The organism is Pseudomonas silesiensis (assembly GCF_001661075.1).
GTDB classification, from domain to species: domain Bacteria; phylum Pseudomonadota; class Gammaproteobacteria; order Pseudomonadales; family Pseudomonadaceae; genus Aquipseudomonas; species Aquipseudomonas silesiensis.
On sequence record NZ_CP014870.1, the window covers coordinates 3085480 to 3112325 of the forward strand.

A 26846-nucleotide genomic window follows, 5' to 3' on the forward strand; every position below is an offset into this window, starting at 1 on the left:
CCCTTGGCGACGATTCTTGAGCCTGGCGACATCGAAGCGGCGGCGAGTTCTCCGCCGTTTCTGCACCTGCCACCGAACAACCTGTTCACGTTGCGGGCGCAGCGCCTGGAACGGCTCGCCGATGGGCATCCATTGGCCGATTACCTGCGGCTGGTGGCCGGCCTGTGCCATGTTCAGCAGCAACTGATGGACGATCCACCCGCAACCGCACCGACCGACCCCGAACGCCTGCGGGTCTGTCAGCAACATGGCCTGCCACCGTTCGCCGCCGACAGTCTGGTACGGGAGGGCGTTTGGTTGCCGTTCCTTGACGCGTTGTTGCAGCGCTACCCGCCACCGGCACGACCTGCGGTCGAGAAAGCCCTGGCATCGTTGCGCAATGCCAACGTCGGGCAGCTCAAGGCCTGGGCGGTTGCCCTGGTCAGCGGCCAGTTCACGTTGCTGCCAGCGGCACTGGTGCCTTTTCTCGGCGCTGCGTTGCAGGCAGCCTGGAGCCATTGGTTGTTGGGCACACCGAATCTGCACCTGAAACCCGGCGACAGTCTCAGCCAATGCCCGGCCTGTGGTTCACCGGCCATGGCCGGGGTCATTCGCCATCGTGGCAAATACAATGGCCTGCGTTATCTGGTGTGCTCGCTGTGTGCCTGTGAATGGCACGTGGTGCGGGTCAAATGCGTGTACTGCGAGCAAAGCAAAGGCCTGGAATACCTGAGCCTGGACGATGACCGCCACGCCGCCGACCAGGCACCGTTGCGCGCGGAAACCTGCCCCGGCTGTCATAGCTATCTGAAGCTGCTGTACCTGGAAAACGACGCCGAAGCCGAAGCGCTCTCGACCGACCTGAGCAGCCTGATGCTCGATATGCGCCTGGAGCAGGAAGGCTACCAGCGCCCCGCGCCGAATCTGTTGTTAGCCCCCGGAGGCGATTGAGGTTGTCTGGCCGGGGCATCAGACGTTTTTGCGGTGCCAGTCAGATCGCCTTTGCGAGCAAGTCGAATCGTCGCACCGCCGCTCCACAATGGACCTGTGTTCACAAATCCAATGTGCGGGCTTGCTCGCGAAGAGGTCATCACAGTCAGCTTCATTGCTGACTGACCCACCGAAGAGTCTCAGCGGCTACACTCAGGCGGTCAGCGTTCGCGGGAGCCCTTGATGCCCTCCAGATCCGCCAGCCAGACCTTGCGGCTACCTTCCATCGACAGTTTGCTGCGTCATCCGGCGTGCCAGCCACTGGCCCAGCGCTATGGGCGCGACGCGCTGCTGGCCAGCTTGCGGCAATTGCTCGATGACCTGCGCGAGGCGGTGCACGACGGGGCGGTGGAGGGTGTGGAGATCACCCCGCAGGTATTGGCGGGACGGGTCGGCGAACGTTTGGCGATCCAGCACCGCAGCCATGTCCGCCGGGTGTTCAACCTCACTGGCACCGTGCTTCACACCAACCTCGGTCGAGCGCTGTTGCCCGAGGAAGCCATTGACGCCGTGCAACTCGCCGCGCGCTACCCGCTCAACCTCGAATTCGACCTGCACAGCGGCAAGCGGGGCGACCGTGACGACTTGATCGAAGGCCTGGTCCGTGAATTGACCGGCGCCGAAGCCGTGACCGTGGTAAACAACAATGCCGCTGCGGTGTTACTGACGCTCAACAGCCTGGGCGCCCGCAAGGAAGGCATCATTTCCCGGGGCGAGCTGATCGAGATCGGCGGCGCGTTCCGGATTCCCGACATCATGGCCCGGGCCGGGGTGAAGCTGCACGAAGTCGGCACCACCAATCGCACCTATGCCCGGGATTATGAAGCGGCCATCGGACCGCGCAGTGGCCTGGTGATGCGGGTCCACGCGAGCAACTACGCCATCGAAGGCTTCACCGCCCGGGTGCCGACCGCCGAGCTGGCACAACTGGCCCACCGACACGGCTTGCCACTGCTTGAGGACCTCGGCAGCGGCAGCCTGCTGGATCTGACGCGCTGGGGGTTGCCCGCCGAACCCACGGTGCGTCAGGCGCTGCTCGATGGCGCGGACATCGTGACCTTCAGCGGCGACAAGTTGCTGGGCGGCCCGCAAGCCGGGTTGATCGTCGGCCGCAAGGACCTGATTGCGCGTATCAAGAAGAACCCGCTCAAGCGCGCCTTGCGGGTCGACAAACTGACCCTGGCTGCCCTCGAAGCCGTGTTGGGTCTGTACCGCGATCCGGACCGGCTGGCCGAACGCCTGCCGACTCTGCGCCTGTTGACCCGGCCACAAGCGGACATCCTGGCCCAGGCCGAGCGCCTGCAGCCCGCATTGGCGAGGGTGCTCGGCGACGGCTGGAGCGTGGGCGCCGTGACGGCACTGGGCATGATCGGCAGTGGCAGCCAGCCGGTGGCGCGCTTGCCGAGTGCCGCGTTATGCATCCGGCCCGACACGTCCAAACGTCTGCGCGGACGACGTCTGCACGGTCTGGAAACCGCGCTGCGCGGCTTGCCGATCCCGGTGCTCGGACGCATCGATGACGACGCCTTGTGGCTAGACCTGCGGCAACTGGACGACGAGGCGGCGTGGCTGGCGCAACTCGAGCAATGGCCGCGGGAGGGCGCATCAACGTGATAGTCGGTACCGCCGGGCATATCGATCATGGCAAGACCGCCTTGCTCCAGGCCTTGACCGGCCAGGCCGGCGATCGTCGTCGGGAAGAACGCGAGCGGGGCATGACCATCGACCTGGGTTACCTGTACGCGGCGCTGGAACCCGGAGCGGCCCTGACCGGCTTTATCGACGTGCCCGGTCATGAGCGCTTCACCCACAATATGCTGGCCGGGGCGCAGGGCATTGATCTGGTGCTGCTGGTGGTGGCGGCCGACGACGGTGTCATGCCGCAGACCCGCGAACATCTGGCCATCGTCGAACTGCTGGGCATTCCTCGGGCATTGATCGCCATCACTAAATGCGACCGGGTCGATCCCGCCAGAGTGCAGGCCGTGGACGAACAGATCGAAGCGTTGCTGGTACCCGGACCCTATGCCGGTGCGCCGCGGATTGCGCTGTCGAGTGTGACCGGGGCGGGGGTCGAGACCCTGCGCCAGGCCTTGCTCCAGGCGCAACATGAAGTGCTGCAACGCAACACCCACGGCGGTTTTCGCCTGGCCATCGATCGCGCTTTCAGCGTGGCCGGCGCCGGTATCGTGGTGACCGGTACCGCGTTGTCCGGGCAGGTTGCGGTGGGTGATACGCTGATGCTCGGTCCCCAGGGAAAACCGGTAAGGGTGCGGGGCTTGCATGCGCAAAATCAAGCCGCGGCCAGCGCCTGTGCCGGCCAGCGCGTGGCGTTGAACCTGAGTGCCGAGCGCCTGGCACTGGAACAGATTCGCCGGGGGCACTGGCTGTTGGCCGAGTGGCTGTATGCGCCTACCCAACGCCTGGATATCGAGCTGCGGTTACTGGCCGGTGAAGACCGGCCCCTGGAGCACTTTCAATCGGTGCATGTGCATTTGGCGACCCATGACGTGATGGGCCGGGTGGCGTTGCTCGAAGGCACAAGCCTCGTCCCCGGTGGGCAGATGCTCGCGCAACTGCTGCTCAACGCACCGGTGCAGGCCGTGAGGGGCGACCCGCTGATTCTTCGCGACCAGAGCGCCCAACGCACGCTTGGCGGCGGGCCTGTGCTCGACCCGTTCGCGCCGAACCGACACCGCCGCAGTCCCGAGCGTTTGGCGCAGCTGCAGGCACTGGCCAGCAGCCAGAGCCTGGAACAGGTGCTGCCAGTGTTACTGGCCAACAGCGACACTGGCCTCGATCCGCAGCGCCTGGAGCGTCAGTTCAACCGCCCGCGTGATAGCTGGACGTTGCCAGGCGATGTGCGTCTGGTCGACACGCGCCAAGGCTCATTGCTGTTCAGTGCGACCCGCTGGGAAGCCCTGAAAATATCGGTACTGGAACACCTCGCACGCTTTCATCGACTTGAACCGGATCAAATGGGCCCGGACCGGGATCGCTTGCGCCGATTCACCGGCACGGTACTGAATCGCCCGACGTTCATCAGTCTGCTGGAAGCGTTGTTGGCCAGCGGCGAAATGGTGGCCAGCGGTCCGTGGCTGCATCTGCCCGGGCATCAGGCGCGCTTGAGTGAAGAGGACGAAGCCCTGTGGCAACAATTGCAGCCGGTGTTCGAGCAGGCCGGCTACGATCCGCCGTGGGTACGCGACCTTGGCCATGACCCGGTCGCGGTACGCTTGCTGCTGCGCAAGATGGCGCGGCTGGGGATGCTGCACCAGGTCGTGCCTGATCTGTTCTACACCGATGCGATGCTGCGTCGATTGGCAGCTATGCTGGTGCAACTGGCTGCCGAGAACCCGCCGATCCAGGTCACGGCGTTTCGCGATAAGGTGGGCTTGGGGCGTAAACGCAGTATCCAGATTCTCGAATATTTCGACCGCATCGGCCTCACCCGGCGGTTCGGCGACAAACGTCATCTGCGACTCGACAATGCACTGGCTCAACCGAACGAGCCCTGAGTTCAGGAAGGCAATCGCGCCCGGTGGCGCGGCCGGGCTTCAAACCCGGTTGGGGACGGCATCCGTTCCCGGGCAGGTTCGACTCCCGCTGCCTTCCGCCATTTTCAAATCTCCGGCACCCCAACCCCTGTAGGAGCTGGCTTGCCAGCGAAGGCGGCCCATTCAACATCTCAGCGACTGACACACCGCTATCGCGAGCAAGCTCGCTCCCACATTGAGACGGTGCCAGGCACACATCTCCCGGACACCAAAATCCCCTGTGGGAGCGAGCTTGCTCGCGAAGGCGGCAGCCCATTCAGCATCGCGCTCAGCTTAAAGCGCGGGGCTGAAGATCACTGCTTCACATAACTCCCAGGTGCCGGTTCCAGCGGCGGGTACTGCTCGTTACCGGCGTGCGAAACCGCAGGCTGGCGTTCCCCGGCCTGATCGGCCAGCCAGACGAACCAATCGTTCCACCAGCTGCCCGGATGCTGTTTGGCATTGCTGAACCAGCTTTCCGGGTCCTGGTTGACCTGGTCGTTGGTCCAGTAGTGGCGTTTTTCCTTGGCCGGTGGATTGATCACGCCGGCGATATGCCCTGAAGCGCCAAGCACGAAACGCTTGGTTCCGGAGAGCAAATCGGTGCTGGCGTAAGCGCTGCGCCATGGCACGATGTGGTCGTCATGGGTGGCGAGGATGTAGGCCGGGGCGTCGATGGCGCGCAGGTCCAGCTTGACCCCGCAGCAATCCAGGTCACCGGATTTCAGGTCGTTCTGCAAATAGGTATGGCGCAGGTACCAGCAGTACATCGGCCCCGGCAGGTTGGTGCTGTCGTTGTTCCAGAACAGCAGATCCAGCGGGATCGGTTTCTGACCCTTGAGGTATTTGTCGACGTTGTAGTTCCACCACAGGTCGTTGGGGCGCAGCAGCGAGAAGGTATTGCCCATGTCCTCGCCCTTGAACACACCGATGGGGCCATTGACGCCGCCAATGGTGCGCTCGCGGTAGGCCACCAGTTGCTCGTCGACGAAGATATCGATCGGACCGGTATCGAGGTAATCGAGGAAAGTGGTCAGCAGGCTGACGCTGGCGATGTCCTTGTCGCCGCGGGCCGCCAATACGGCCAGCGCCGAACCCAGCAGCGTGCCGCCGATGCAGAAACCAACGCAGTTGGGCCGTTGCTCGCCGCTGATTTCGCGGGTCACCTGCAGGCCTTTGATAATGCCGGTTTCGACCAGGTCATCCCACGTGGTGCCGGCATGTGCCTGGTCAAAGTTGCGCCAGGACATCAGGAACACCGGGTGGCCCTGCTGCAACAGATGGCGAACCATCGAGTTGTCCGGGCGCAGGTCGAGGATGTAGTACTTGTTGATCGCTGGCGGAACGATAAACACCGGGCGCCGGTATTGGGTTTCGCTTTGCGGATAGTACTGGAGAAGCTGGAACAGTTCGTTCTCGAACACCACTTCACCAGGGGTATTGGCCAGGTCGACACCCACTTTGAAAGCAGCGGCGTCGCACTGGCGCATCTTGCCTTCCTGCAGGTCGGCTGCCAGGTGCATCAGGCCGGTGACCAGGCTGCTGCCCTGGGTATCGACCAGCCGTTGCAGCGCGTCGGGATTGCTGGCCAGGAAATTGCTCGGGGCAGCGGCGGCGATCGCTTGCTCCACCAGATACAACAGACGCTGACGTGGTTTCTTGTCGTTGATCGGCAGCAGGTCGACCAGCTTCAGCAGAAAACTGGCATTGAGCAGGTAAAACGCGGCGAGGGAACCAAACAACGGCTGGCTCCAGTTACCGCTGGCGAACCGGCGGTCGTCGAAGGTAAAGGCCTGTCCGGTCAGTAAACGCTGGCCGAGTTCAGCCCATTGCTGATGATAATCCGACTGAAGGCTGTCCAGGGTGCTGCGTGGCACGTCGAACCAGGCGTCGTGGTCTTGCCCGGTGAACCACGGATTGGTAGCGACCCACAGACGTAACTGTTGCACTGCAAAAGAGGCAGCGAACGGAACCTGGCCGGACCAGAAAGTGTTGAAAGTGTGTGCGTTATTGTCCATGGAACTCCTTGCCCACATGAAAAAAACCAGACAGAAAAAAACCGCGGCGCCGGAATTCGGCGCTGCGGCTGCAGCCAAGAAAGCAGTTCGGTGTGTCTAGCGCTCGATGGCCAGGCTGACGCCCTGGCCGCCACCGATGCACAAGGTGGCCAGACCTTTTTTGCCATCGCGACGAATCAGTTCATGCACCAGCGAGACCAGGATTCGCGCGCCCGATGCACCGATCGGATGCCCGAGGGCAATCGCGCCACCGTTGACGTTGACCTTGTTCATGTCCCAACCCAGTTCCTTGCCGACGGCCAGCGATTGCGCGGCGAACGCTTCGTTGGCTTCGATCAGGTCCAGGTCGTCCAGGCTCCAGCCGGCCTTGGTCAGGGCCAGGCGGGTGGCAGGCACCGGGCCGATGCCCATGATCGACGGGTCGACACCGGCACTGGCATAAGCCTTGATACGCGCCAGCACTGGCAAGCCGAGGGCTTGGGCCTTGGCGGCGCTGGCCAGCATCAGTACGGCGGCGCCATCGTTGAGCGTCGACGCGTTGCCGGCGGTGACGGTGCCGGTTTTCTGGAACGCCGGCTTGAGGTTGCCCAGGGCCTGGAGCGTGCTGCCCGGGCGCGGTTGTTCATCGGTGTCGAAGACCAGCGGATCGCCCTTGCGCTGGGGAATCAGGATCGGGGTGATCTCAGCCTTGAAAAAACCGCCTTCGATGGCTGCAGAGGCTTTCTGCTGCGAGGCCGCGGCAAAGGTGTCCTGGTCTTCGCGACTCAGCTCATACTTGCTGGCCAGGTTTTCAGCGGTGATGCCCATGTGGTAGTCGTTGAACGCATCCCACAAGCCATCCTGGATCACGCTGTCCTGCAGTTGCGCATGACCCATGCGCAGGCCGGTGCGTGCCTTTGGCAACACATAGGGGGCCAGGCTCATGTTTTCCTGGCCGCCGGCAATCACCAGTTCGGCGTCGCCGCAACGGATTGCCTGGACCGCGAGCTGGACCGCCTTGAGGCCGGAGCCGCAGACTTTGTTCAGGGTCAGGGCAGGGACGGTATGGGGCAAGCCGGCCTTGATCGCCGACTGGCGTGCCGGGTTCTGCCCGGAGCCTGCGGTCAGCACTTGGCCGAGGATCACTTCATCGACCTGTGCAGCATCGACACCGGTCTGTTCGAGCAGGCGACGAATCACTGCTGCGCCCAGTTCGGTGGCGGGAATGGCGGACAGGGAACCTTGGAAACTGCCAATGGCGGTACGCGTAGCGGCAACGATTACGACTTCGTTCATGCAAAACCTCATAGAATTGTGTCAAGCGGGAGCAGGGCGTCCATGCCCTGACAGGCTTATTGCATGTTCATGCCGCCATTGACCGAGAAGTCGGCGCCGGTGCTGTAGCCCGATTCATCCGATGCCAGCCAGGCGACGATCGAGGCGATTTCTTCGGGTTGGCCGAGACGACCGACCGGAGTGGCCGCGATCATGGTGTCGAGAATGTCCTGGCGGATGGCCGCGGTCATGCTGGTCTGGATGTAGCCAGGGGAGACGGTGTTGACGGTCACGCCCTTGCCTGAGACTTCACGGGCCAGGGCCATGGTGAAGCCGTGGATGCCGGCTTTGGCCGCACTGTAGTTGGTCTGGCCGAACTGGCCACGCTGGCCGTTGATCGAGGAGATGTTGATGATCCGGCCCCAGCCCTTGGACAACATGCCTTCAATCACCTGTTTGGTGGTGTTGAACATGCCGTTGAGGTTGGTGTTGATGACGGCGTTCCAGTCTTCCGGAGTGATTTTGCGGAAGGAGGCGTCACGGGTGATGCCGGCGTTGTTGACCAGTACATCCACCGCGCCGAATTGTTCACGGGCCATCTCGAAAGCCTTGCGGGTGGACTCCCAATCGGTGATGTCGCCGTAGATGAATTCGAACTGATAACCCGCCGCCAGCTGGCTCGCTGCCCATTCATTCTTGCGGGCGGAATCGGAGCTGCAGCCCACGATGACTTTGAAACCTTCGTTGTGCAGGCGCTGACAAATCGCCGTGCCGATCCCACCCATACCGCCAGTAACCAACGCAATACGACCAAGCGATTTCATACAGTCTTTCCTTTCTATATTTTGCGTTGCAGGATGGGGGGTGATTGTTCGGTATTGGCGAGGGATGCGGAAGTGTTGGGAGGTGACTGTCTGGTGTCCAACGGCGCCATGCAGGTTTTTTATATCCGCTGGCAAAAGATGAGCAGGACCTATACTGAGATCAATTCTGCACATTGAGCCGCCGGGTAATATTTTGTTTGAACGCAGATCAGTTATGGCTCCGGACAGGACGTTCGGTTCCACAGGTCAATGAGGACGCCATGTATAGAATGAGTTCCGGTTACGCCAACGTGCTGGTCAATACGCTGTCAGCGGAAGGACTGGATGTCGCCCACCTTTGTCAGGAGGCTGGACTGGATTTGAACATTGCGCACACCCCGGGAGCATCGTGCGAGCGAAGGGTGATCTATCGGCTTTGGCAACTGGCGGCGCAGGCCAGCGGCGATCCGGACATCGGTTTGAAAGCCTACGGCCATTTTCATCCCGGCAGTTTTCAGATTGTCGGTTACACCATGATGTCGAGCCTGAACCTGAAAAGGGCGCTGGAACGCCTGGTGCGATTCAGCCCGTTGATCGGCACCGGGTTCAGCCTGTTTTTTGTCCCGGAGCGGGAGCACTACCGCATGGCCTCGCTCGATCATCAACAGTCCGGCTCGATCAAGCCTCGGCAATATGCCGATGCCGGGCTGGCTTCCCTGCTGGGCTTCTGCCGCTGGCTGGGCGACGGCACGTTGCCGCAGCCCCTGAGTGTGGAATTCAGCTATCCCGAACCGCGAGACACGTCCGAGCATCAGCGGCTGTTCGGCTGCGACCTGCAATTCGGTTCGGCCTACGACAGCATTCTGTTTGACGGCCAGGAACTGCTGCACCCGTTGAGCATGGCCAATGAGGCGCTGGCGGTCCTGCACGACAGTTTCGCCGAGGCGCAGCTGGATTCGCTGTGTGGCTTCTCCATTGTCGGCAAAATCCGCGCACTGCTCACCGAGCGTTTGAGTCATGGCCAGGGGCAATGCGACATGGAGTCGATCGCCGCGGCATTGAACCTCAGCAAGCGCACCCTGCAACGCGCGCTGGAAAAGGACGGGACCCAATTCAAGGACGTGCAGAACGCGGTGCGCCGACAACTGGCCGATTTCTACCTGCGCCATTCTCACTTCAACATGAAGCATGTGGCGTATCTCCTTGGTTTCCATGACCACAGCAGCTTCAACAAAGCCTGCAGCCGCTGGTTCGGCATGACACCGGGTCAGTACCGGGCCGATGAATCCTTCGAGATCCAGGAGACCGCGCGGATGTGACGCGGCCTCTCATCGGTGATCCAGCTATTTGGTTGGAGGTTTTTTTACGCCTTTTTTGGAGGTGCGCACCGGCTTCACAGCTTTGGCGGCCTGTTTAGGAAGCACTGACGGTACTGTTGGCTCGGTCGGCTTGGTGGGTTGCGGCTTGGTCGCCACGACCGGGACTTGCTGCTTGATCGGCTCAGGTGTTGCCACCGGGGCTTTTGGCTCGACTGGCTGTTGTGTGACCACGGGAGCTTTTTGCTCGGCTGGCTGAGGTATTACCTCCACGGCTTTTTGCTTGATCGGCTCAGCGATTGCCACGGGATCTTTTTGCTTGATCGGCTCAAGTGTTGCCTCGGGAGCCTTTTTCTCGACAGGCTGCGGTGTTGCCAGGCTAGCTTTTGGTTTGATCGGCTCAGGTGTTACCACCGCAGGTTCCTGCTTGACGACTCGGGTTTGCGCTTTGGCTTCACTTGACGTCTGGATTGCGCTGAAACCGGGCAAAGGCACATTGAGCAGCGTGTGCAGCTCACGCCAGACCGGATGTTCAGCACCGGTCAGCAGTGCCGGCAGCAGATTGGCCACCGCCGCCAACACTTGTTGGCGTTCCACGGCTTCGGGCAGCATCAACGGCAGGCTTTGTACGCTTTCCTGCGGATAGGTGGCGACCAGCAGTTTTTGCAGGCTCAAGGTTTCGCGCAGGTCAATTGGCGCAGCACCTTTATCCTGCAGCGGCACCTGCAATTTGCGGATCAGTTTCTCGACGCTTTGCTGGCCGGGCTCGTCGCTGTCGCGGCCCAGCAGAAACAGGATGCGGATCAAGGCTTCCATCAAGCCGCCAACGGGCAGCGCGTCCTGCAGGCGTTCGAACACAAGCTTGTCGTGCTGCTCGGCATGTGCCTGCAGATTGCGTCCGGGTGCATTACCGGTGAGGCTGTTCAATACCCCATAGATTCCGTAGAAACACAGCTCCTGGGTGGCATCGCGCAGATCGCGGTAACTGTCCAGTGCATCCTGAATCTGGTTGGAGAACAGCGCCTGCCAGGCCAGGAGGGGGTTGTCCGGGGCGGCAGGCTGACGATCCTTGCTCACCTGGGAGGCGCTGGCGGATAGCCACCACAAGGCCGGATTCATGCTGCTCCACATCACTTGTTGCTGATGGAAGGGGTGCGAGCGCCGGATCGCTTCGGCGGCCGGTTCGTTGATCCACTGCCGCAACCATGGGCGTATGAAGCCGTCGTAGAGGTTGTTGTTGAAAGCGGATGCGCGTTCGACCAGGGCAAATTCGCGATCGTCGTCACGGCGCGGCTTCTCGTCGCCATGAATGTCGGCGATGCGCCGCGGTTCGAAACGCACGGCATAGGCTGTCGCCGAGTTTTCCGGCAAATCTTCGATCAACATTTCATAGAGTCCGGCCGGCAAGGCATTGATGGTGTCGACCGCACCGAGCAGTTCCCGGTGTTCGCGCCGGGCCACGTCACCGGACACGAAGATACCCAGGTGGCCGATGCTGGCATGGCGCAGGTAAACGATGGTGCGCCCGGCATGTTGCAGGGCGAGATCGCTGGGGTAGACGTCGCTGATCCAGTCCAGCGCCTGTTGCGGCGGCGTGATGTTGTCGCCATAGGAGCAGAACACCACCACCGGCACTTCGATGCGTTTCAGGTCCAGTCCGCTGCTCTTGCGCCCCAGGCCGCCGGACAACTGGTTGCCGATGAACAGGTCGTCGACAATCATTTCGATTTCTTCGCCGTTGAGCAGCGTCGGGCTGCCCCACCAGCGCTCGAAGTCCAGAAAGCGCGGGGCCTCGCTGTCGACCTCGCTGAACAGGTGGTAGTACTTGCCCCACCAGCTGTGCGCCGGGTCGAGGCTTTCGAAATTGCTCACCAGCCAGGTGCCGTCGAAACGGTCGTTGCCCAGGTCGCTGCCCAGGCGCGCCATCCAGCCGCCCCCCAGCAAGCCGCCGGTGTAGCGCATCGGATTTTTTCCATTGACGCCGGCCCAGTAGGACAGCGGCGCGCCATTGACGATGATCAGCCCCGGCAATTCCGGCCGGGAGGCTGCCAACCCCATCAAGGACCAACCCGCCTGACAGTTGCCGATCACCACCGGTTTGCTACTGGCCGGATGCCGGGCACTGACGACTTCGATGAACCGGGCTTGGGCGGCGGAAATGTCCGCCAGGGTCTGCCCCGGTCTTGGCGAGTGACTGAAGGAAATGAAATAGGTGGGATGACCGGCCCGCAGGCTTTCGCCGATGACCGAATCCTGTTTGAAACCGCCGATGCCCGAGCCATGACCGCCCCGTGGATCGATGATGATCACCGGCGGTTTAGTGCTGTCTATCGCTTTGCCGGAGCCGCCGAAAACCTGCAACAGCGAGTAATTGACCGGGCGGGGCAGGTCTGCACCGGCGACCACAGTTTCATGATCGAACTTGAGCAGCAGCGGATATCCGGCCCGTTCGTGCGCCAGGGTGTTGTCGCCGCGCTGACGCAAGGTGTCCCAGAACAGCACGGTGCGCTGGCCCAGATCAGTGAAATATTCCTGCCATTGCTGTGCGGTAGGCTGTCTCAGTTGCCCGAGACTTGAAGGGTCGAAGGTTTTTGCCTGGCGCTTTTGCACGGCGTCGAGCACGTTGCGGGTATTGAGGCGTTGCAGGTGATTCAGGTGTTCGAACAACCCTGAGCCTGGTGCAAGCCTTTCATCTTGCAACGCAATATGTTGTTCCTGACCCATCGTGATCTCCTGATGCCTTAATAAGGGAAGCGACGCATCCAGCCCTTTATTGAACAAGGCTGGGCCGGCCGTCTGATGGTAAGGAGTTTAGACCTATTAAGGGCAGCGCTGACAAGGTTTATTTTGCGCTGCACAAAATAAGGGTTGCCAAAATGTTTTGTGCACTGCAATATCAAGGCTAACGCGATGTCTGGCAGGATCGCTATCGCGTCCTCTGGCCCATTTGGGCCTTCCAGTACCAGGAGATTCAAGCATGTCTTTTTTCAACTCGGAAAAACTGCAAGCCACTCAGAAAGCCAACCTCGACCTGATCCAGCAAATCAGCGGCAAGGTCTTCGCCAGCGTTGAACAGCTCAGCCAGTTGCAGTTCAAGGCCCTGCGCGAGTCTTCCGAAGAGCAGTTCGAAGGTGTTCGCAAGCTGCTGGCCGTTCGTGGTCCACAAGATTTCGCCGAGCTGCAGGCTTCTTTCACCCAGCCGAACAAGCAAACCGAACGCCTGACCGAGTTCAATCGCCAGGTTCAGGCGCTGATCGCAGAAACTCAGTCGGACATCGCCAAGCTGGCCTCCAGCCAGGTCGAAGCCGGCACCCAGCAAGTACAAGAGTTTGTTGAAGCGATCAGCAAGAATGCACCTGCCGGCTCCGAGCCAGTAGTGAACGCGTTCAAGTCGGGCCTGGCAAGTGCCGGCACTGCATTTGAAAACGCACAGAAAGCCGCAAAGCAGGCTTCCGAAACGGCTCAGACCAGTTTCGCCGAAGCGACTGCCGCAGCCACCAAAGCAGCTCCGGAAGCAAGCACCAAGACTGGTAACAAGTAAGTCTTAGCAAGCCGGCTGTACCGATGGCGATGGGTTTACTCCCCATCGCCATTTTTTTCGCCTGGAACAAACTGATCGGCAGGGCTCAGGCCGACAGCAGGCGCTTGATCCACTCGAGCAGTACGCCGGGCAACAGTTCAGGTTGGGGCAGCAAGGCATATTGCCGCGAGCCGAATACCGCCGGCAGGTAACTTGCGGCCTGACGGTCGATGGTCAGACAGAACGGATAGATACCTTGCAGCCTGGCTTCGTTCACGGCCTGGCGCATGTCTTCCACGCCATAGCGGCCTTCATACAGGTCGACATCGTTGGGCTTGCCATCGGAGAGCAGCAAGAGCAGCCGGTGGGTCGCCGCTTGTCGCATCAACAAGGTACTGGCGTGGCGAATGGCTGCACCTGCCCGGGTATAGCGCTCCGGTTCCAGTGCGGCAATGCGCCGACCCACGGCAGCGCTGTAGCGCTCGTCGAAAGCCTTGAGGGTGCGGATCGTCACCCGCTGCGGCCCCTCGCCGGAAAACGCCAGCACGCTATAGGGTTCGCCCAGGCTTTCCAGCGCCAGACAGACCAGCAGCAACGCCTCGCGCTCGACATCGATGATCCGGCGATGGCGCGACAGCCAGCTGTCGGTGGAGCCGCTGACGTCAATCAGCAACATGATCGCCATGTCGCGCCGACTGCGCCGCTGGGACTGATACAACGCCTGGGGCATGCTCAAGCCGGCGCGGGCCTCGGCACAACCGTCGATATAGGCTTCCAGGTCGATGTCATCGCCGTCCATTTGTTTGCGCAACCTGATGCGTTGAGCACGCAGCTTTTCAAAATGCTGGCGGATGGCAGCGAGCATCGACCGGTGGCTTTCAAGGGTTTGGTCGACCCACTGCTGCGGGCCTTCATGGGTGGGGCACACCTGCAAGGTTGTACCCGGATCACGGTAGACCTGAGTGCGATAGTCCCATTCGGGGTAGCTGATTGCGTTTTCGGCAAGCGCAGGTGCCAGGTGTCGTACGCGGGTCTGAGGTGGATCGTCGCTCAGCAACACCTCTTTGGGGCTGCCTGCTGCGACCACCAGTCGGGCTTCGTCGAGTTCGGACAATCCGTCGGCAAAATCATCTGCCGGGATGTCCGTATCCCGGTCGACCGGGCGTTGCATGCCCATGGGGTCTTCGGCCTTTTCCAGGGGCTCGGCGGATTGCACCATCCACGGGCCTTGTTCCTGATCGTTGTCTTCGTCGGCCCGGGCCTCGCGCACCTTTGGCTGGCGTTCGAGACGGGCGCTGCGTGGCAGCGTGTCAGTGATGTCGATGGCGCCGGGCAGCGTCGGCACCTCTTGTTGGGCCGACGGCTCGCGCAAGTCGCCGGTCCAGGCATCGAGCAGCAACAGATGTGCGCAATGCCGGTGAGTTACGTCGGCGGACAAGAGGCTTGCCGCGAGGGTTTGTGCCTGACGCAGCGAATCGGTGGCGGTGGCGGGTATTGCCAGCCCCTCCACAGATTCGCCGCATTCAGTGGCCAGTATTCGACGCAGCAGGTTTTCCAGGGGCCGTCGATGCTCGGCAAAGGCCTGCAGCGGCGGGCGCATGGCCAGCGCCTGCTGGCGCATCCCCCGGATCGGTGCCGCCAGCCCCGGCAGCAATCGCACCAGATCCCGGTCGGCAGCCCAGGCTTCGAGCAGCAGATAGACGCTGCGTTGCATCGGATCGGCAAGCTCCGGCAGATGGGCGGCACTGCCCCTTTGCGCGCGCATCGCCTGTTGCAAGGCCTGGGTCCTGAAACGTTGCGTGGTGAGCAGTCCATCGTCGCAACCCGAAGACTCCGGCAACCAGATAGACGCACCGTCGGTCGCCGGCACGGCGCGTTGTCGACACGGGTTCTCACCCCGCAGAAAAAGCTTTTTCAGCAGCGTGGGGGGCGAGGGCGGTTGTGCGACGCGCAGCGGATAGTGGGTGCCAAACAGAGCCTGGATCAGTAAATCAAGGTGTTGTGCGATATCCGCCAGGGTGACGACTTTTGCACGTGTGGCGGGGGCCCGGTGGCGGCGCCATAGCGCCTGGGCGTACACCGTTGCATGGCGTGCGACATCGGTGATGAGGTCCTCGGCTTCGGCCATCTAGATAAAAGTCAGGTCAACCAGGTCGCGCATGGCCGCCACCAGCACCGCGTCGTCGGACAGCGGTGAGATCAACGCGGCCCGGCAGGCGGCCTGAGCGGCAATGCCGCTGGTGATCAAGCGGGCGGTGGCGATCAGCAGGCGCGTGCTGGGAACTTCCGCCAGGCCCCGGTCTTGCAAGGCGCGCAGCCGATGGGCGAGGGTGACCAAGGCGTGGGCGGTAGCGTAGTCGGTTGCGCCCTCATGGATAACGATGGCGATCTCGCGCTCGGCCGGTGGGAAGTCGAAATCCAGCGCCACGAAGCGCTGGCGCGTACTCGGCTTCAGGTCCTTGAGTATCCGCTGGTAACCGGGGTTGTAAGACACCACCAGTTGAAAATGGGGCGAGGCTTCGAGGATCTCGCCGATCTTGTCCAGTGGCAGGATGCGCCGGTGGTCGGTCAGCGGGTGCAATACGACCACTGTGTCTTGCCGCGCTTCGACCACTTCGTCGAGGTAGCAGATCGCGCCTTCGCGTACCGCTCGTGTCAGCGGGCCTTCCGCCCAATGGGTGCCTTGATGACCGATCAGGAAGCGCCCGACCAGGTCGCTGGCGCTTAAATCGTCATGGCAGGAAATGGTGATCAACGGCCGTTTCAGTCGCCAGGCCATGTGCTCGACAAAGCGGGTCTTGCCACACCCGGTGGGCCCTTTGAGCATGATCGCCAGTTGCCGGGCGTGACACTGCTCGAAGATCGCCACCTCGTCGCCGCAGGGCTGGTAGTAGGGTTCGACCGGCGGCGCTACGGACGCCATGGCTGACAAAGTGTGCTGCACAGGTGAGCGCTCCATCACAACGCTGCGCCTGATGTTCGAGGCTTATCCAGCACCGGGTCGGCTTCATCGACATTGAATTGCGGCGCATGGCGGAAAAAATCGAAGATGAACAGCCCTACACCCAGGCTGAACATCGACGCTGTCGCCACCAGCATCAGGAAATGCACCTGGATTTTCAGCTGCACATCCAGGTAGCCCATGCCGAGAATACGTTCCAGGTACACCTGGGCGATACCTGCGGTAGCAAATGACAGGGTCATGCCGAACATGCCGCCCAACTGCAACCAGAATGCCCAATAACCGATGCTGCTTTCCTCCACGGGACGACGGGTCATGCCCGGTAGCGCATACGTGATCATAGCCAGGACAATCATGACGTAGGCTCCATAAAAGGCGGCATGGCCGTGCATGGCGGTGATCAGGGTGCCGTGGGTCCATTTGTTGACATCGGGAAAGGTGTGGGCCAGCCCCAGGAGACCGGCGCCGAACATCGTGAACACGGCACTGCCCATGGTCCAGTGCAAGGCCAGTTTGTTGGGGTGGGAGAGACCGGAGCGGCGCATCGCGTTGTAGGCGTAGATCGCCATGCCGACCAGCGCCATGGGTTCGAGCGCACTGAAGAAGCCGCCCAGTGGCAGCCAGTAATGGGGCACGCCGATCCAGTAGTAATGGTGGGCGGTACCAAGGATGCCGGCAATGAACACCAGGCCGACAATCACGTACAGCCACTTCTCCATGACCTCACGATCAGCGCCGGACAGTCTGATCAGCAGATAGGCGAGGAAGCCGCCCTGGATCATCTCCCAGACGCCTTCGACCCACAGGTGGATCGTCCACCAGCGGTAGTAGATCGACACCACGTAATTTTCATAATGCAGCAACGCCGGCAGGTAGAGCACGGCGGCGCTGGCCAGGCCCAGCAGCAGCACGCCTTCGGTGGCGGTGAAGCGTCCGGCTTTCCTGATGGTCATGCCGATGTTGTAGAGAAACATCAACATGCAGATCACGATCACGATCTTGTGCGGGAGCGGCTGTTCGAGCAGTTTGTTCCCGGTGCCGTACCCGAACAGATAGCCCAGGACAGCGGTGACGCCCATGGCCGTCCACAACCCGAGCTGGATGTAGGCCAGTCGGGTGCTGTGCAACTCGCCACGGGATTCGTCCGGCACCATCCAGTAGGTCGCGCCCATGAACCCGGTCAGCACCCAGACGATCAACAGATTGGTATGAATGGCCTTGGTGACATCGAAGGGCAACAGGTCCAGCAGCGGGTCGGGTCCGAGGTATTTGGCCGCCGAGAGCAGGCCGAATACCAGTTGCAGGCCAAACAGCACCATGGCCACGGCGAAGTACCAGTAGGCGACGGATTGAGATCTGTAGCGCATGGTCATCCCCTTGGGTTACTGGAACGACGCCAGGTAGGCGACCAGTTGATCGACCTGTTCGGGCGTTAGCGATTTGGCGAAGGTGTCCGGCATGAAGGACATGCCGCTGGCGGAATACATGTCGCCCGGATGCAGGTAGGCGCTCGGCGCGACGATCGATTCGCGGATAAAGCTCTCGACGTCCTTGGCCTTGCCCTTGTAGTCAGGCGAGGCGATGACCTGCCTGGCCCGAACGGCCAACCCGGCCAGTGTCGGACCGGCGAGATTGACCCCCGGTGCAATCGAATGGCAAGCGCTGCACACGGGTGTGGCGGTGGTTCGAAACAGTGCCTCGCCCAGGGCGATCGGGTCTTCCTTGTCGGACACCGGGCGTGCGGCGGGTGGCTGGTTGCCGGCGCCGGTGGCGTTCTGCTGCGCCACGGTGAGGTCCATGCCGGGGATCGAAGTACCGGTCACCAGAATCGGCCGCGGCGGCCAGCCTTGATTGTCGACCTTGCTCACCCAGTCCATAAAGGCGATCAGGGCGGCGATTTCTTCATCGGAGAGGTTCAGGTTCGGCATCAATCGGCGGTGCCGTTGCTCGTCATAAAACTTTGAGGGATCTTTGAGAAACGCCGTGAGATAAGGGGCGCCGCGCAGCTGGGTGATTTTTGTCAGGTCCGGGGCGTAATACGCGCCTTCACCAAACAGGGTGTGGCAATTGATGCAGTTGTATTCATGCCAGACATCCTTGCCGCGGGTAACCTGGGGCGTGATCTGCTGGGCGTTGGTCAGTGTCGGGAATTGTCGATGGCTATCGACCGTCATTCCCAGGAAAACCACCGCGGCGATGGCAGTCGATATCAGCGCGAACGAGCGTGTCTGACGTTTGTTCATTGCGATCTCTCTATACGCCGATGCCGGTCCAATAGGTGATGCCGATGATTGCGGCATAGACGACCGCGCTGGCCATCAGCACGAGCACTGCATAGCTGACAAGCTTCAAGACTTTTTGCACGACTGCCTCCCAAGGTGAAAGTGCAGTGGAAAGTGGCGGTTCAGTCGCGTGGCGTACTTGAGAATCAACGCGCGCGAAAGAGCGTCAGCCCTCTGTGCCGGGGATGCCGGATGTCTGCATGCGAACAGCAACGGACAGGCTGTATAAATTGATGACCTCACCAGGCCTTGCGTTCGAAGTGCCGTGGTTCGGTTGGGGAGGCAGGATGACTGTGAGCCTAGTCGACGTCGCGCTACTGTCAATGACCAGGCCGTGCTTCACTCATCGTCTTTCTTTGGCGGCTTGGCACCAAACAGGCCGAACATGTTCTGGGTGTTGAGATACAGCGCCTTCGATTGATCGACATACTGGCGCATCAGGTCCTGCATCACCGGTGCCTGTTGGTGCATGAACGCGGTCCAGGCTTCCGACGATTGCGCGCCGGTCTGGGACTGGACGTCGATCACGGTCTGAATGCTCTTGTCCAGGTAGCTGCCAAGCACGCCCTGATAAGGACCGTAGAACTGGATGATCCCCATCAGCATTTCGCTGGAGAAGATCGGCTCGCCGCCGCTTTCAGCCTCAAGAATCACTTGCAGCAGGATACTGCGAGTCAAATCCTCGCCGCTCTTGGCATCGACCACCTGGAACGGAACCTTGTCGACGACCAGTTGACGGATGTCGGCCAGGGTCAGGTGACTGCTGGTATGGGTGTCATACAGTCGGCGATTGGGGTATTTCTTGATCAGGCGGGGGGTGGTATCGGTCATGCGGGCGTCTCGCGGCGGGCCTGTTAAGCGCGCATCTTACTCTACTATGGGTACGACCGCGGATTGGTGTCGGGGAGGGGAACCCGGGGCCGACATCTTTGTTGCATTTTAGGCCGCCTTCGCGAGCAAGCCCGCTCCCACAATTAGACCGTGTTTATCTAAACAACTCGGTCAACTGTGGGAGCGGGCTTGCTCGCGAAGAGGCCCGCCATAACACCGCAAATCCATCAGCAAAAAAAGGGACTGCGCCACCCAGCGAGTCCCCCCTCATGCAGCCAGGATCGACTTACCAGATCGGCAAGCTATAACTGACAATCAACCGGTTCTCATCCAGATCGCTGCCAAAGTTGCTCGAGCGCACCGTCGCATTGCGCCATTTCACCCCGACATTCTTCAACGGCCCGCTCTGCACCACGTAACCGATATCGGTATCGCGCTCCCATTCCTTGCCTTCCGGGCGGTTGTTGCCCAGGTCGATATCGGAACCGGAGAGGTAGCGGGTCATGAAGGTCAGGCCCGGAATGCCAAGGGCCGCGAAGTTGTAGTCGTAACGGGCCTGCCAGGATTGTTCGTCCTTGCTGGCGAAGTCGCCGATCTGCACAAAGTTGACCAGGAACGCATCGGTACCGTTGATGTAGGCGTAGCCGGTGTCACCGCTCATGCCTTGATAGCCAAGGCCGAACGCATGCCCGCCGAGGCTGTAGGTGAACATCGCGCCAATCGCGTTGTTATCGACATTGCTGCCGCCATCGTCCATGGAGCGGGCGTAACGCAGGTCCGTCTTCAGCGACTGGCCGGTGGTGACCGGCAGTACGTAGGTCAGGTTCACCAGGTGCTGGCTGTAGAGGTTATCGAGGTGACCGTAGCTGTAGCCGGTGGCCAGGTTGCCGGTCCATTTGTAGTTGACGCTGGCGAAATCGAAGCGGTCGCTGGTCGCATGCCGGGTAATGATGCTCTTGGCCCCGGTGCGGGTGATGCCCATGTCCTCGTAGTCCGAGGAGTCACGCTGGTTGACCTGGGTCAGGCGCCCGGCGTCCAGGGTCAGGCCTTCGAATTCCAGGGAGGTCAACTGACCGCCTTCGAAGGTTTGCGGCAACAGCCGCGAATCGTTGGCCAGCACCGTGGGCAGCTTGGGCAACAGGGTGCCGAGTTTCAGCGTGCTTTTGGAGGCGCGCAGTTTGGCCGTGAGACCCAATTCGCCGTACTCGTCCTGTGCGCCCTTGCGGGTGTCGCTATGGCGCTTGAGCAGGCCGGAGCCGGCGCGGTCGGGGCTGGAGTCGAGTTTGACGCCGAGCAGGCCGATGGCATCGAAGCCGACGCCGATCATGCCTTCGGTGAAGCCCGATTCGTAGCGCAGCAGAAAGCCCTGGGCCCATTCCTCTTGTTTGGATTGCGCAGCGTTGTCCTGGCGATAATCACGGTTGAAGTAGAAATTACGCAGCTCGAGGTTGGCCTTGCTGTCCTTGATAAAGTCAGCAGCGGCGGGGGCCGAGAGGCTGATGACGCCACCGGCCAGCAACAGTCGGGTCGTGAGATTGCGGGTGTTACGGTCCATGGTGAAGCCCCTTTGTTTTTATTATGCAAAGACAGGTCCCGCAGCCCTCGCCGGAGGGGCGAGGGCTTACCGATAAAAAACGCAGGCGCCGAAAAGAGAGGAGCGTGGCGCCGCGTGGGCTCAATCGTTAAAACTGTTCGGCAGACAGGCCGTAGAGGGAGGCACTGCCGGCACGGATGGATTGCTCCAGGCTCAAGATGCGCGGCAGCAGGCGATGGATATAGAAATCGGCGGTGGCGATCTTCGCGCCGTAAAACGCTTCGTCTTCGCCGCGTTTGTGCCCGGCGACCTGAGCCATGCGCGCCCACAGCCAGGCGTAGGCGACATAGCCGAACAGGTGCAGGTATTCCACCGAGGCGGCGCCGATTTCGTTGCGGTTGGTCGCGGCCTTGTCCTGCAGCCAGTCGCTCAGGTCTTCCAGGCGCTGCACGGCATCGAACAACTGAGCGCTGTAGGGCGCGTCGGGCTGCTGGGCGAAATCAAGGATCTGGCCGGTGAACTGGCGCAGGGCGAAACCGTTGTCGGCCAGCACTTTGCGACCGAGCAGGTCCAGCGCCTGAATGCCGTTGGTGCCTTCGTAGATCTGCGCGATGCGCACATCGCGAACCAATTGTTCCTGGCCCCATTCGCGGATATAGCCATGGCCGCCGAACACCTGTTGGCCGTTGATGCAGCTTTCCAGGCCGGTGTCGGTGAAAAACGCCTTGGCCACCGGCGTCAACAGCGCGACCAGGGTTTGCGCGGTGTCGCGTTCCCGGGCGTCATTGGAAAATTTCGCCAGGTCCAGTTGCTGCCCGACGTAGCTGGCAAACGCACGGCCGCCTTCGGTCATGGCTTTCATGCTTAGCAGCATGCGGCGGACATCGGGGTGGACGATGATCGGGTCGGCCGCTTTGTCCGGGGCGACGGCTCCGGTCGGTGCACGGCTCTGCACCCGTTCACGGGCGTAAGCCACGGCGCTCTGGTAGGACGCTTCGGCGCAACCGATGCCCTGGATACCGATGGACAGGCGTTCATAGTTCATCATGGTGAACATCGCCGCCAGGCCTTTGTTGGCCTCGCCGACCAGCCAGCCGCTGGCGCCGTCGAAGTTCATCACGCAGGTGGCCGAGGCCTTGATGCCCATCTTGTGTTCGATCGAGCCGCAGCTCACGGCGTTGGGGTTGCCGAGGGAACCGTCGGCATTGACCAGCACTTTGGGCACCACGAACAGCGAGATGCCTTTCGGGCCAGCCGGCGCGTCCGGCAGCTTGGCCAGCACCAGGTGCACGATGTTTTCGGTCAGGTCCTGGTCGCCACCGGTGATGAAGATCTTGCTGCCGGTGATGCTGAAGCTGCCATCGGCCATGGGTTCGGCCCGGGTACGAATCAGCCCCAGGTCGGTGCCGGCGTGGGCTTCGGTCAGGCACATGGACCCGGCCCAGCGGCCTTCATACATCGGTGGCAGGTACAGGCTTTTCAGGGTCTCGCTGGCATGGGCGTCCAGGGCCAGGCAGGCGCCCGAGCTCAAGGCCGAATACAGGGCGAAGCTGGAGTTGGCGCCGTAGAGCATTTCCTCGAATTGCACCGCGAGCATCTTCGGCATGCCCATGCCGCCGAAATCGGCGTTGCCGGACAAGCCGACCCAGCCGCCTTCGATGTAGGTGGCGTACGCCTGTTTGAAACCGATCGGCGTGCTGACCTGGCCGTCTTGCCACTGGGCGCCTTCCTCGTCGCCGCTACGATTCAAGGGGGCGATCAGGTGCGAAGTGACTTTGGCGGCCTCCTCGAGAATCGCCTCGGCGGTGGCGGCGTCGACACTGTCGGCCAGGGCCGGCAGGCGCGCCCAGAGGGCCGGGGCGTCGAATAGTTCATGCAGCACAAAGCGCATGTCGCGCAGCGGGGCGTTGAATTCGGGCATAACGTGAACCTCAATGGGACGGTTGGGCACGGCGCCGCCGGGGCGGGCCGTGCCTTGTCTGTCAGTGGCTGGAAGCGCTGGCGGCACCGAGGCCGGTCTGGGCGCGAACGAACTGATCGGCGTAGGCGTCACGCTCCTTGTCGGCGCGCACGCTGCGGTCAAGCCGGGAGACGACCACGATCACCAGGAACGCCAGGGGCATGGAGAACAATGCCGGGTGGTCGTAAGGGAAGATCGCGTGGGCATTGCCGAGCACGGTGACCCAGACGGCTGGCGACAGGATCACCAGCACCAGCGCGCAGATCAGGCCGGAGAAACCGCCGATGATCGCGCCCTTGGTGGTCAGGCCTTTCCAGTACATGGCCATGATCAGCACCGGGAAGTTGGTCGAGGCGGCGATGCCGAAGGTCAGGCCGACCAGGAATGCGACGTTCATCTTCTCGAACAGGATGCCCAACAGAATCGCGATGATGCCCAGGCCGACGGTGGCCATGCGGGTTACGCGCATTTCCTGCTTCTCGCTGGCCTTGCCTTTCTTGAACACGGTGGCGTAGAGGTCGTGGGAAATCGCCGAAGCACCGGCCAGGGCCAGCCCGGAGACCACCGCGAGGATGGTGGCAAAGGCCACGGCCGCGAGGAAACCGAAGAACAGGTTGCCGCCGACCGCTTTGGCCAGGTGCATGGCGACCATGTTGCCGCCGCCTATCAGGGCGCCGCCGACTTCACCGTTGACGTAGTACTGCGGGTCAGTGCCGATGATCACCATCGCGGCGAAACCCAGGGTGCACACCACCAGGAAGAAGAAACCGATGAAGCCGGTGGCGTAGAACACCGACTTGCGGGCTTCCTTGGCGTTGGGCACGGTGAAGAAGCGCATCAGGATATGCGGCAGGCCGGCGATGCCGAACACCAGGCCCAGGGACATCGACGCGGTGTTGATCGGGTCGGCGAGCATCGAGCCGGGGCCCATGATGTTCCAGCCGCTGGCGTGAGCCTCGACGGCCTTGGTGGCGAGTGCTTCATAGCTGAAACCGAACTGCGACATGGCCATGACGGCCAGGGTCGTGCCGCCGGCGAGCAGCAGCACGGCCTTGATGATCTGCACCCAAGTGGTGGCGATCATGCCGCCGAAGATCACGTACACCAGCATCAACGCGCCGACGATCACGACGGCTACCGGGTAGTCGAGGCCGAACAGCAGCTTGATCAACTGACCGGCGCCGACCATCTGCACGATCAGGTAGCAGCACACCACCGTCAGCGAGCCGAAGGCGGCGAAGATCCGCACTTTGTTCTGGTCCAGGCGATAGGACACGATGTCGGCGAAGGTAAAGCGCCCCAGGTTGCGCAGGCGCTCGGCCATCAGGAAAGTGATGATCGGCCAGCCGACGAAGAAGCCGATGGTATAGATGAAGCCGTCGTAGCCCTTGGCGAACACCAGGCTGGACAGCCCGAGCAGCGTGGCCGCGGACATATAGTCACCGGCAATCGCCAGGCCATTCTGAAACCCGGTGATGCCACCGCCAGCGGTGTAGAAGTCCGAAGTGGATTTGGTCTTGCTCGCCGCCCACCAGGTAATGGCCAGCGTGCCAAGGACGAACACGAAGAACATGCCGATCGCATGCAGGTTCAGCGGTTGTTTTTCCACGACGCCCAGGGCAGGTGCCGCGAGCGCCATGGAGGCCGGCAGCAGGCAAGCCGCGGCGAGCATGAGTTTACGTAGCTGAGTCATCACTTGCTCTCCTCGAGAATGGCCGCGCCCAGGGCGTCGAAACGGGTGTTGGCGCTGTAGACGTACCAGCCGGTCAGCAGCCAGGAAAAAATGATGATCGCCGCGCCCACCGGCATGCCCAGGGTCAACATCCGATGCTCGGCAATCGGTGCATGCAGCCATTGCGGGGCGAACGCGACCACCAGCATGAAGGCGTAGTAAGTCACGAGCACCGCGGCACTCAGCGACCAGGCCAGGCGCGAACGGCTGCTCACCAGTTGAAGGAACTTCGGGTTGGCCCGGATACGTTCACAGCGTTGGGTATCGGTTGAATGGATGTCGATCATGGGTGGCTCCACCTTGTTTTTGTTATCGGTGCATGTGGGTTGGGCAGGACAGGGCCGAATTCGGCCTGCACGAGCCCGAAGCGGCAGGTAAAGGCACCTGCCGCCTGGTGGTTACAACGTCGGTTCGGTTAGAGGGCTTTAGCCCTGTCGCGCAGGACGTACTTCTGGATCTTGCCGGTGGACGTCTTCGGCAACAGGGTGAAGACCACCGTGCGCGGGACCTTGAAACCGGCCAGGTGTTCGCGGCAGAAACTGATGATGTCGGCCTCGCGCACGTCCTGGTGATCGGCCTTCAAGGTGATGAAGGCACAAGGGGTTTCTCCCCATTTTTCATCGGGACGGGCCACGACGGCCGCTTCCATCACGCCCGGATGGCGATAGAGCACGCCTTCGAGCTCGATGGTGGAAATATTCTCGCCGCCGGAAATGATGATGTCCTTGAGCCGGTCCTTGATCTCGACATAACCGTCGGGGTGACAGACCGCCAGGTCGCCGGTGTGGAACCAGCCGCCTTCAAACGCTTCGGCGGTGGCGGTCGGGTTTTTCAGGTAGCCCTTCATCACGGTATTGCCGCGCATGAAGATCTCGCCGATGGTCTGACCGTCCCGCGGGGTCGGTTCCAGGGTCTTGGAATCCGCGACCATCACGCCTTCGAGCGTCGGGTAGCGCACGCCCTGGCGGGATTTGACCTGCGCCCGTTCGTCCAGCGGCAGTTTGTCCCATTCGGCATGCCAGGCGCAGAGGGTCACCGGGCCATAGGTTTCGGTCAGGCCATAGACGTGGGTGACCTTGATGCCCATTTGTTCCACGGCACCGATCACCTTGGCCGGCGGTGCGGCACCGGCAACCATGGCGTTGACCGGGTGATCGATGGCGGCCTTCGCCGACTCCGGCATGTTGACCAGGGCATTGAGCACGATCGGCGCGGCACAGAGGTGAGTGACCTGATGCTCACGGATCAGCGTGAGGATTTTCTGCGGATCGACCCGGCGCAGGAACACATGCACGCCGGCCAGCGCGGTGATGGTCCAGGGGTAGCACCAGCCGTTGCAATGGAACATCGGCAGCGTCCAGAGGTACACCGGATGGTTGCCCATGGCCCAGGTCATCTGGTTGCCCAGGGAATTCAGGTACGCACCGCGATGGTGATACACCACGCCCTTGGGGTTACCGGTGGTGCCGGAGGTGTAGTTCAGCGCGATGGCTTGCCATTCGTTCACCGGCCAGTGCCAGTCGAATGCCGGGTCGCCCTCGGCCAGCAGCGCTTCATAGTCCAGGTCGCTGACGGCCTCGCCTTCACCGTACTCGGGATCATTGACGTCGATGACCAGCGGCGGGTGATCGAGCATGCCAATCGCCGCGTGAATCACGCTATGGAACTCGCGGTCGGTGATCAGCACCTTGGCCTCGCCATGCTGCAGCATGAAGGCAATGGCTTCGGCATCCAGGCGCACGTTGAGCGGGTTGAGCACCGCGCCGATCATCGGCACGCCGAAATGCACTTCCAGCATCTCGGGAATGTTGGGCAGCATCACCGCCACCGTGTCGTTCTTGCCGATGCCGCGACCGGCCAGCGCCGAGGCCAGGCGCCGGCAGCGGGTGTAGGTTTGCGCCCAGGTGCGACGGATCGAACCGTGGATCACGGCAGGGTAGTTGGGGTAAACGCTGGCGGTGCGCTCGATGAAGCTGAGCGGAGACAGGGCAATGTGATTGACAGCCGCAGGGCCTAGCCCTTGTTCATAGATCGACATGTGCGGGTACTCGGTGGCTGATTGTTAGCTCTATGGTGGCCTTGCAGCGTCGCCGCTGAAGTCACCTTTTATGTCCGGTGTGCTTTATATA

At 61.8% G+C, this 26846-nt stretch carries 19 protein-coding genes and 1 tRNA gene; 6 read left to right on the top strand and 14 right to left on the bottom strand.

Annotated features, from left to right (window positions below; all coding sequences use genetic code 11):
- Window positions 1–3 precede the first annotated feature (3 nt).
- The 4 genes from fdhE to PMA3_RS13885 all read left to right on the top strand — a co-directional run bounded on the left by fdhE (window position 4) and on the right by PMA3_RS13885 (window position 4588).
- On the top strand, window positions 4–930 hold the full coding sequence (gene fdhE, locus PMA3_RS13870; RefSeq protein WP_064677684.1) for a formate dehydrogenase accessory protein FdhE: 927 nt from the start codon (window positions 4–6) through the stop codon (window positions 928–930).
- Between the two features lie 222 nt (window positions 931–1152).
- The gene (gene selA / locus PMA3_RS13875; protein WP_064677685.1) at window positions 1153–2583 is read left to right on the top strand and encodes an L-seryl-tRNA(Sec) selenium transferase; all 1431 of its coding nucleotides are present in this window, start codon (window positions 1153–1155) and stop codon (window positions 2581–2583) included.
- Window positions 2580–4487: a selenocysteine-specific translation elongation factor gene (gene selB, locus PMA3_RS13880; protein ID WP_064680703.1), complete on the top strand. Its 1908-nt coding sequence runs from the start codon at window positions 2580–2582 to the stop codon at window positions 4485–4487. The genes selA and selB overlap by 4 nt, the downstream gene beginning before the upstream one ends.
- Window positions 4488–4492: 5 nt before the next feature.
- Window positions 4493–4588 (top strand) — tRNA-Sec (locus PMA3_RS13885).
- A gap of 231 nt (window positions 4589–4819) precedes the next feature.
- Here PMA3_RS13885 and phaC read toward each other — a convergent pair.
- The 3 genes from phaC to phbB form a co-directional block, all read right to left on the bottom strand.
- Complete coding sequence (gene phaC, locus PMA3_RS13890; protein WP_064677686.1) at window positions 4820–6523, bottom strand: class I poly(R)-hydroxyalkanoic acid synthase; 1704 nt, start codon at window positions 6521–6523, stop codon at window positions 4820–4822.
- Window positions 6524–6619: 96 nt separating this feature from the next.
- Window positions 6620–7798, bottom strand: a complete 1179-nt coding sequence (locus PMA3_RS13895) for an acetyl-CoA C-acetyltransferase (protein WP_064677687.1) — start codon at window positions 7796–7798, stop codon at window positions 6620–6622.
- Window positions 7799–7854: 56 nt separating this feature from the next.
- A complete protein-coding gene (phbB, locus tag PMA3_RS13900; RefSeq protein WP_064677688.1) occupies window positions 7855–8601 on the bottom strand; it encodes an acetoacetyl-CoA reductase in 747 nt (248 codons plus the stop codon).
- Between the two features lie 260 nt (window positions 8602–8861).
- On the opposite strand from phbB, the gene PMA3_RS13905 reads away from it, so the two are divergent.
- Window positions 8862–9899, top strand: a complete 1038-nt coding sequence (locus PMA3_RS13905; RefSeq protein ID WP_064677689.1) for an AraC family transcriptional regulator — start codon at window positions 8862–8864, stop codon at window positions 9897–9899.
- 24 nt (window positions 9900–9923) lie between these two features.
- On the opposite strand, the gene PMA3_RS13910 is transcribed toward PMA3_RS13905, so the two are convergent.
- Window positions 9924–12620: a DUF3141 domain-containing protein gene (locus PMA3_RS13910; protein WP_082930324.1), complete on the bottom strand. Its 2697-nt coding sequence runs from the start codon at window positions 12618–12620 to the stop codon at window positions 9924–9926.
- A 253-nt stretch (window positions 12621–12873) separates the two neighbouring features.
- Between PMA3_RS13910 and phaP the strand changes: the two genes are divergently transcribed.
- A complete protein-coding gene (phaP, locus tag PMA3_RS13915; RefSeq protein ID WP_064677690.1) occupies window positions 12874–13437 on the top strand; it encodes a TIGR01841 family phasin in 564 nt (187 codons plus the stop codon).
- An 85-nt stretch (window positions 13438–13522) separates the two neighbouring features.
- On the opposite strand, the gene PMA3_RS13920 is transcribed toward phaP, so the two are convergent.
- The 10 genes from PMA3_RS13920 to PMA3_RS13965 form a co-directional block, all read right to left on the bottom strand.
- Window positions 13523–15544: a nitric oxide reductase activation protein NorD gene (locus PMA3_RS13920; RefSeq protein WP_064677691.1), complete on the bottom strand. Its 2022-nt coding sequence runs from the start codon at window positions 15542–15544 to the stop codon at window positions 13523–13525.
- Complete coding sequence (locus tag PMA3_RS13925) at window positions 15545–16339, bottom strand: CbbQ/NirQ/NorQ/GpvN family protein (protein ID WP_102136415.1); 795 nt, start codon at window positions 16337–16339, stop codon at window positions 15545–15547.
- Between the two features lie 35 nt (window positions 16340–16374).
- Window positions 16375–17745: a cbb3-type cytochrome c oxidase subunit I gene (locus tag PMA3_RS13930; RefSeq protein WP_064677692.1), complete on the bottom strand. Its 1371-nt coding sequence runs from the start codon at window positions 17743–17745 to the stop codon at window positions 16375–16377.
- 15 nt (window positions 17746–17760) lie between these two features.
- Window positions 17761–18621 (bottom strand): c-type cytochrome, encoded by an 861-nt coding sequence (locus tag PMA3_RS13935; RefSeq protein ID WP_064677693.1) that lies wholly within the window; start codon window positions 18619–18621, stop codon window positions 17761–17763.
- 378 nt (window positions 18622–18999) lie between these two features.
- The gene (phaR, locus tag PMA3_RS13940; RefSeq protein ID WP_064677694.1) at window positions 19000–19491 is read right to left on the bottom strand and encodes a polyhydroxyalkanoate synthesis repressor PhaR; all 492 of its coding nucleotides are present in this window, start codon (window positions 19489–19491) and stop codon (window positions 19000–19002) included.
- 286 nt (window positions 19492–19777) lie between these two features.
- Window positions 19778–21046, bottom strand: a complete 1269-nt coding sequence (locus tag PMA3_RS13945; protein WP_064677695.1) for an OprD family porin — start codon at window positions 21044–21046, stop codon at window positions 19778–19780.
- Window positions 21047–21173: 127 nt separating this feature from the next.
- Complete coding sequence (locus PMA3_RS13950) at window positions 21174–22946, bottom strand: acyl-CoA dehydrogenase C-terminal domain-containing protein (RefSeq protein ID WP_064677696.1); 1773 nt, start codon at window positions 22944–22946, stop codon at window positions 21174–21176.
- 61 nt (window positions 22947–23007) lie between these two features.
- A complete protein-coding gene (locus PMA3_RS13955) occupies window positions 23008–24657 on the bottom strand; it encodes a cation acetate symporter (protein ID WP_420848692.1) in 1650 nt (549 codons plus the stop codon).
- Between the two features lie 20 nt (window positions 24658–24677).
- Window positions 24678–25004: a DUF485 domain-containing protein gene (locus PMA3_RS13960; RefSeq protein WP_064677698.1), complete on the bottom strand. Its 327-nt coding sequence runs from the start codon at window positions 25002–25004 to the stop codon at window positions 24678–24680.
- Window positions 25005–25132: 128 nt separating this feature from the next.
- Window positions 25133–26755, bottom strand: coding sequence for an acyl-CoA synthetase (locus PMA3_RS13965; protein WP_064677699.1), 1623 nt, complete (start codon window positions 26753–26755; stop codon window positions 25133–25135).
- Window positions 26756–26846 lie beyond the last annotated feature (91 nt).

Excerpts from the sequence above, each read along its gene's own strand:
- PMA3_RS13895 (WP_064677687.1), bottom strand. The coding sequence starts at position 7,798 with ATGAACGAAGTCGTAATCGTTGCCGCTACGCGTACCGCCATTGGCAGT.
- PMA3_RS13925 (WP_102136415.1), bottom strand. The coding sequence starts at position 16,339 with ATGGCGTCCGTAGCGCCGCCGGTCGAACCCTACTACCAGCCCTGCGGC.
- PMA3_RS13960 (WP_064677698.1), bottom strand. The coding sequence starts at position 25,004 with ATGATCGACATCCATTCAACCGATACCCAACGCTGTGAACGTATCCGG.
- phbB (WP_064677688.1), bottom strand. The coding sequence starts at position 8,601 with ATGAAATCGCTTGGTCGTATTGCGTTGGTTACTGGCGGTATGGGTGGG.
- PMA3_RS13950 (WP_064677696.1), bottom strand. The coding sequence starts at position 22,946 with ATGCCCGAATTCAACGCCCCGCTGCGCGACATGCGCTTTGTGCTGCAT.
- PMA3_RS13955 (WP_420848692.1), bottom strand. The coding sequence starts at position 24,657 with ATGCTCGCCGCGGCTTGCCTGCTGCCGGCCTCCATGGCGCTCGCGGCA.
- PMA3_RS13935 (WP_064677693.1), bottom strand. The coding sequence starts at position 18,621 with ATGAACAAACGTCAGACACGCTCGTTCGCGCTGATATCGACTGCCATC.
- PMA3_RS13930 (WP_064677692.1), bottom strand. The coding sequence starts at position 17,745 with ATGCGCTACAGATCTCAATCCGTCGCCTACTGGTACTTCGCCGTGGCC.
- PMA3_RS13945 (WP_064677695.1), bottom strand. The coding sequence starts at position 21,046 with ATGGACCGTAACACCCGCAATCTCACGACCCGACTGTTGCTGGCCGGT.
- phaC (WP_064677686.1), bottom strand. The coding sequence starts at position 6,523 with ATGGACAATAACGCACACACTTTCAACACTTTCTGGTCCGGCCAGGTT.
- phaR (WP_064677694.1), bottom strand. The coding sequence starts at position 19,491 with ATGACCGATACCACCCCCCGCCTGATCAAGAAATACCCCAATCGCCGA.
- selA (WP_064677685.1), top strand. The coding sequence starts at position 1,153 with ATGCCCTCCAGATCCGCCAGCCAGACCTTGCGGCTACCTTCCATCGAC.
- PMA3_RS13965 (WP_064677699.1), bottom strand. The coding sequence starts at position 26,755 with ATGTCGATCTATGAACAAGGGCTAGGCCCTGCGGCTGTCAATCACATT.
- PMA3_RS13910 (WP_082930324.1), bottom strand. The coding sequence starts at position 12,620 with ATGGGTCAGGAACAACATATTGCGTTGCAAGATGAAAGGCTTGCACCA.
- PMA3_RS13920 (WP_064677691.1), bottom strand. The coding sequence starts at position 15,544 with ATGGCCGAAGCCGAGGACCTCATCACCGATGTCGCACGCCATGCAACG.
- phaP (WP_064677690.1), top strand. The coding sequence starts at position 12,874 with ATGTCTTTTTTCAACTCGGAAAAACTGCAAGCCACTCAGAAAGCCAAC.
- PMA3_RS13905 (WP_064677689.1), top strand. The coding sequence starts at position 8,862 with ATGTATAGAATGAGTTCCGGTTACGCCAACGTGCTGGTCAATACGCTG.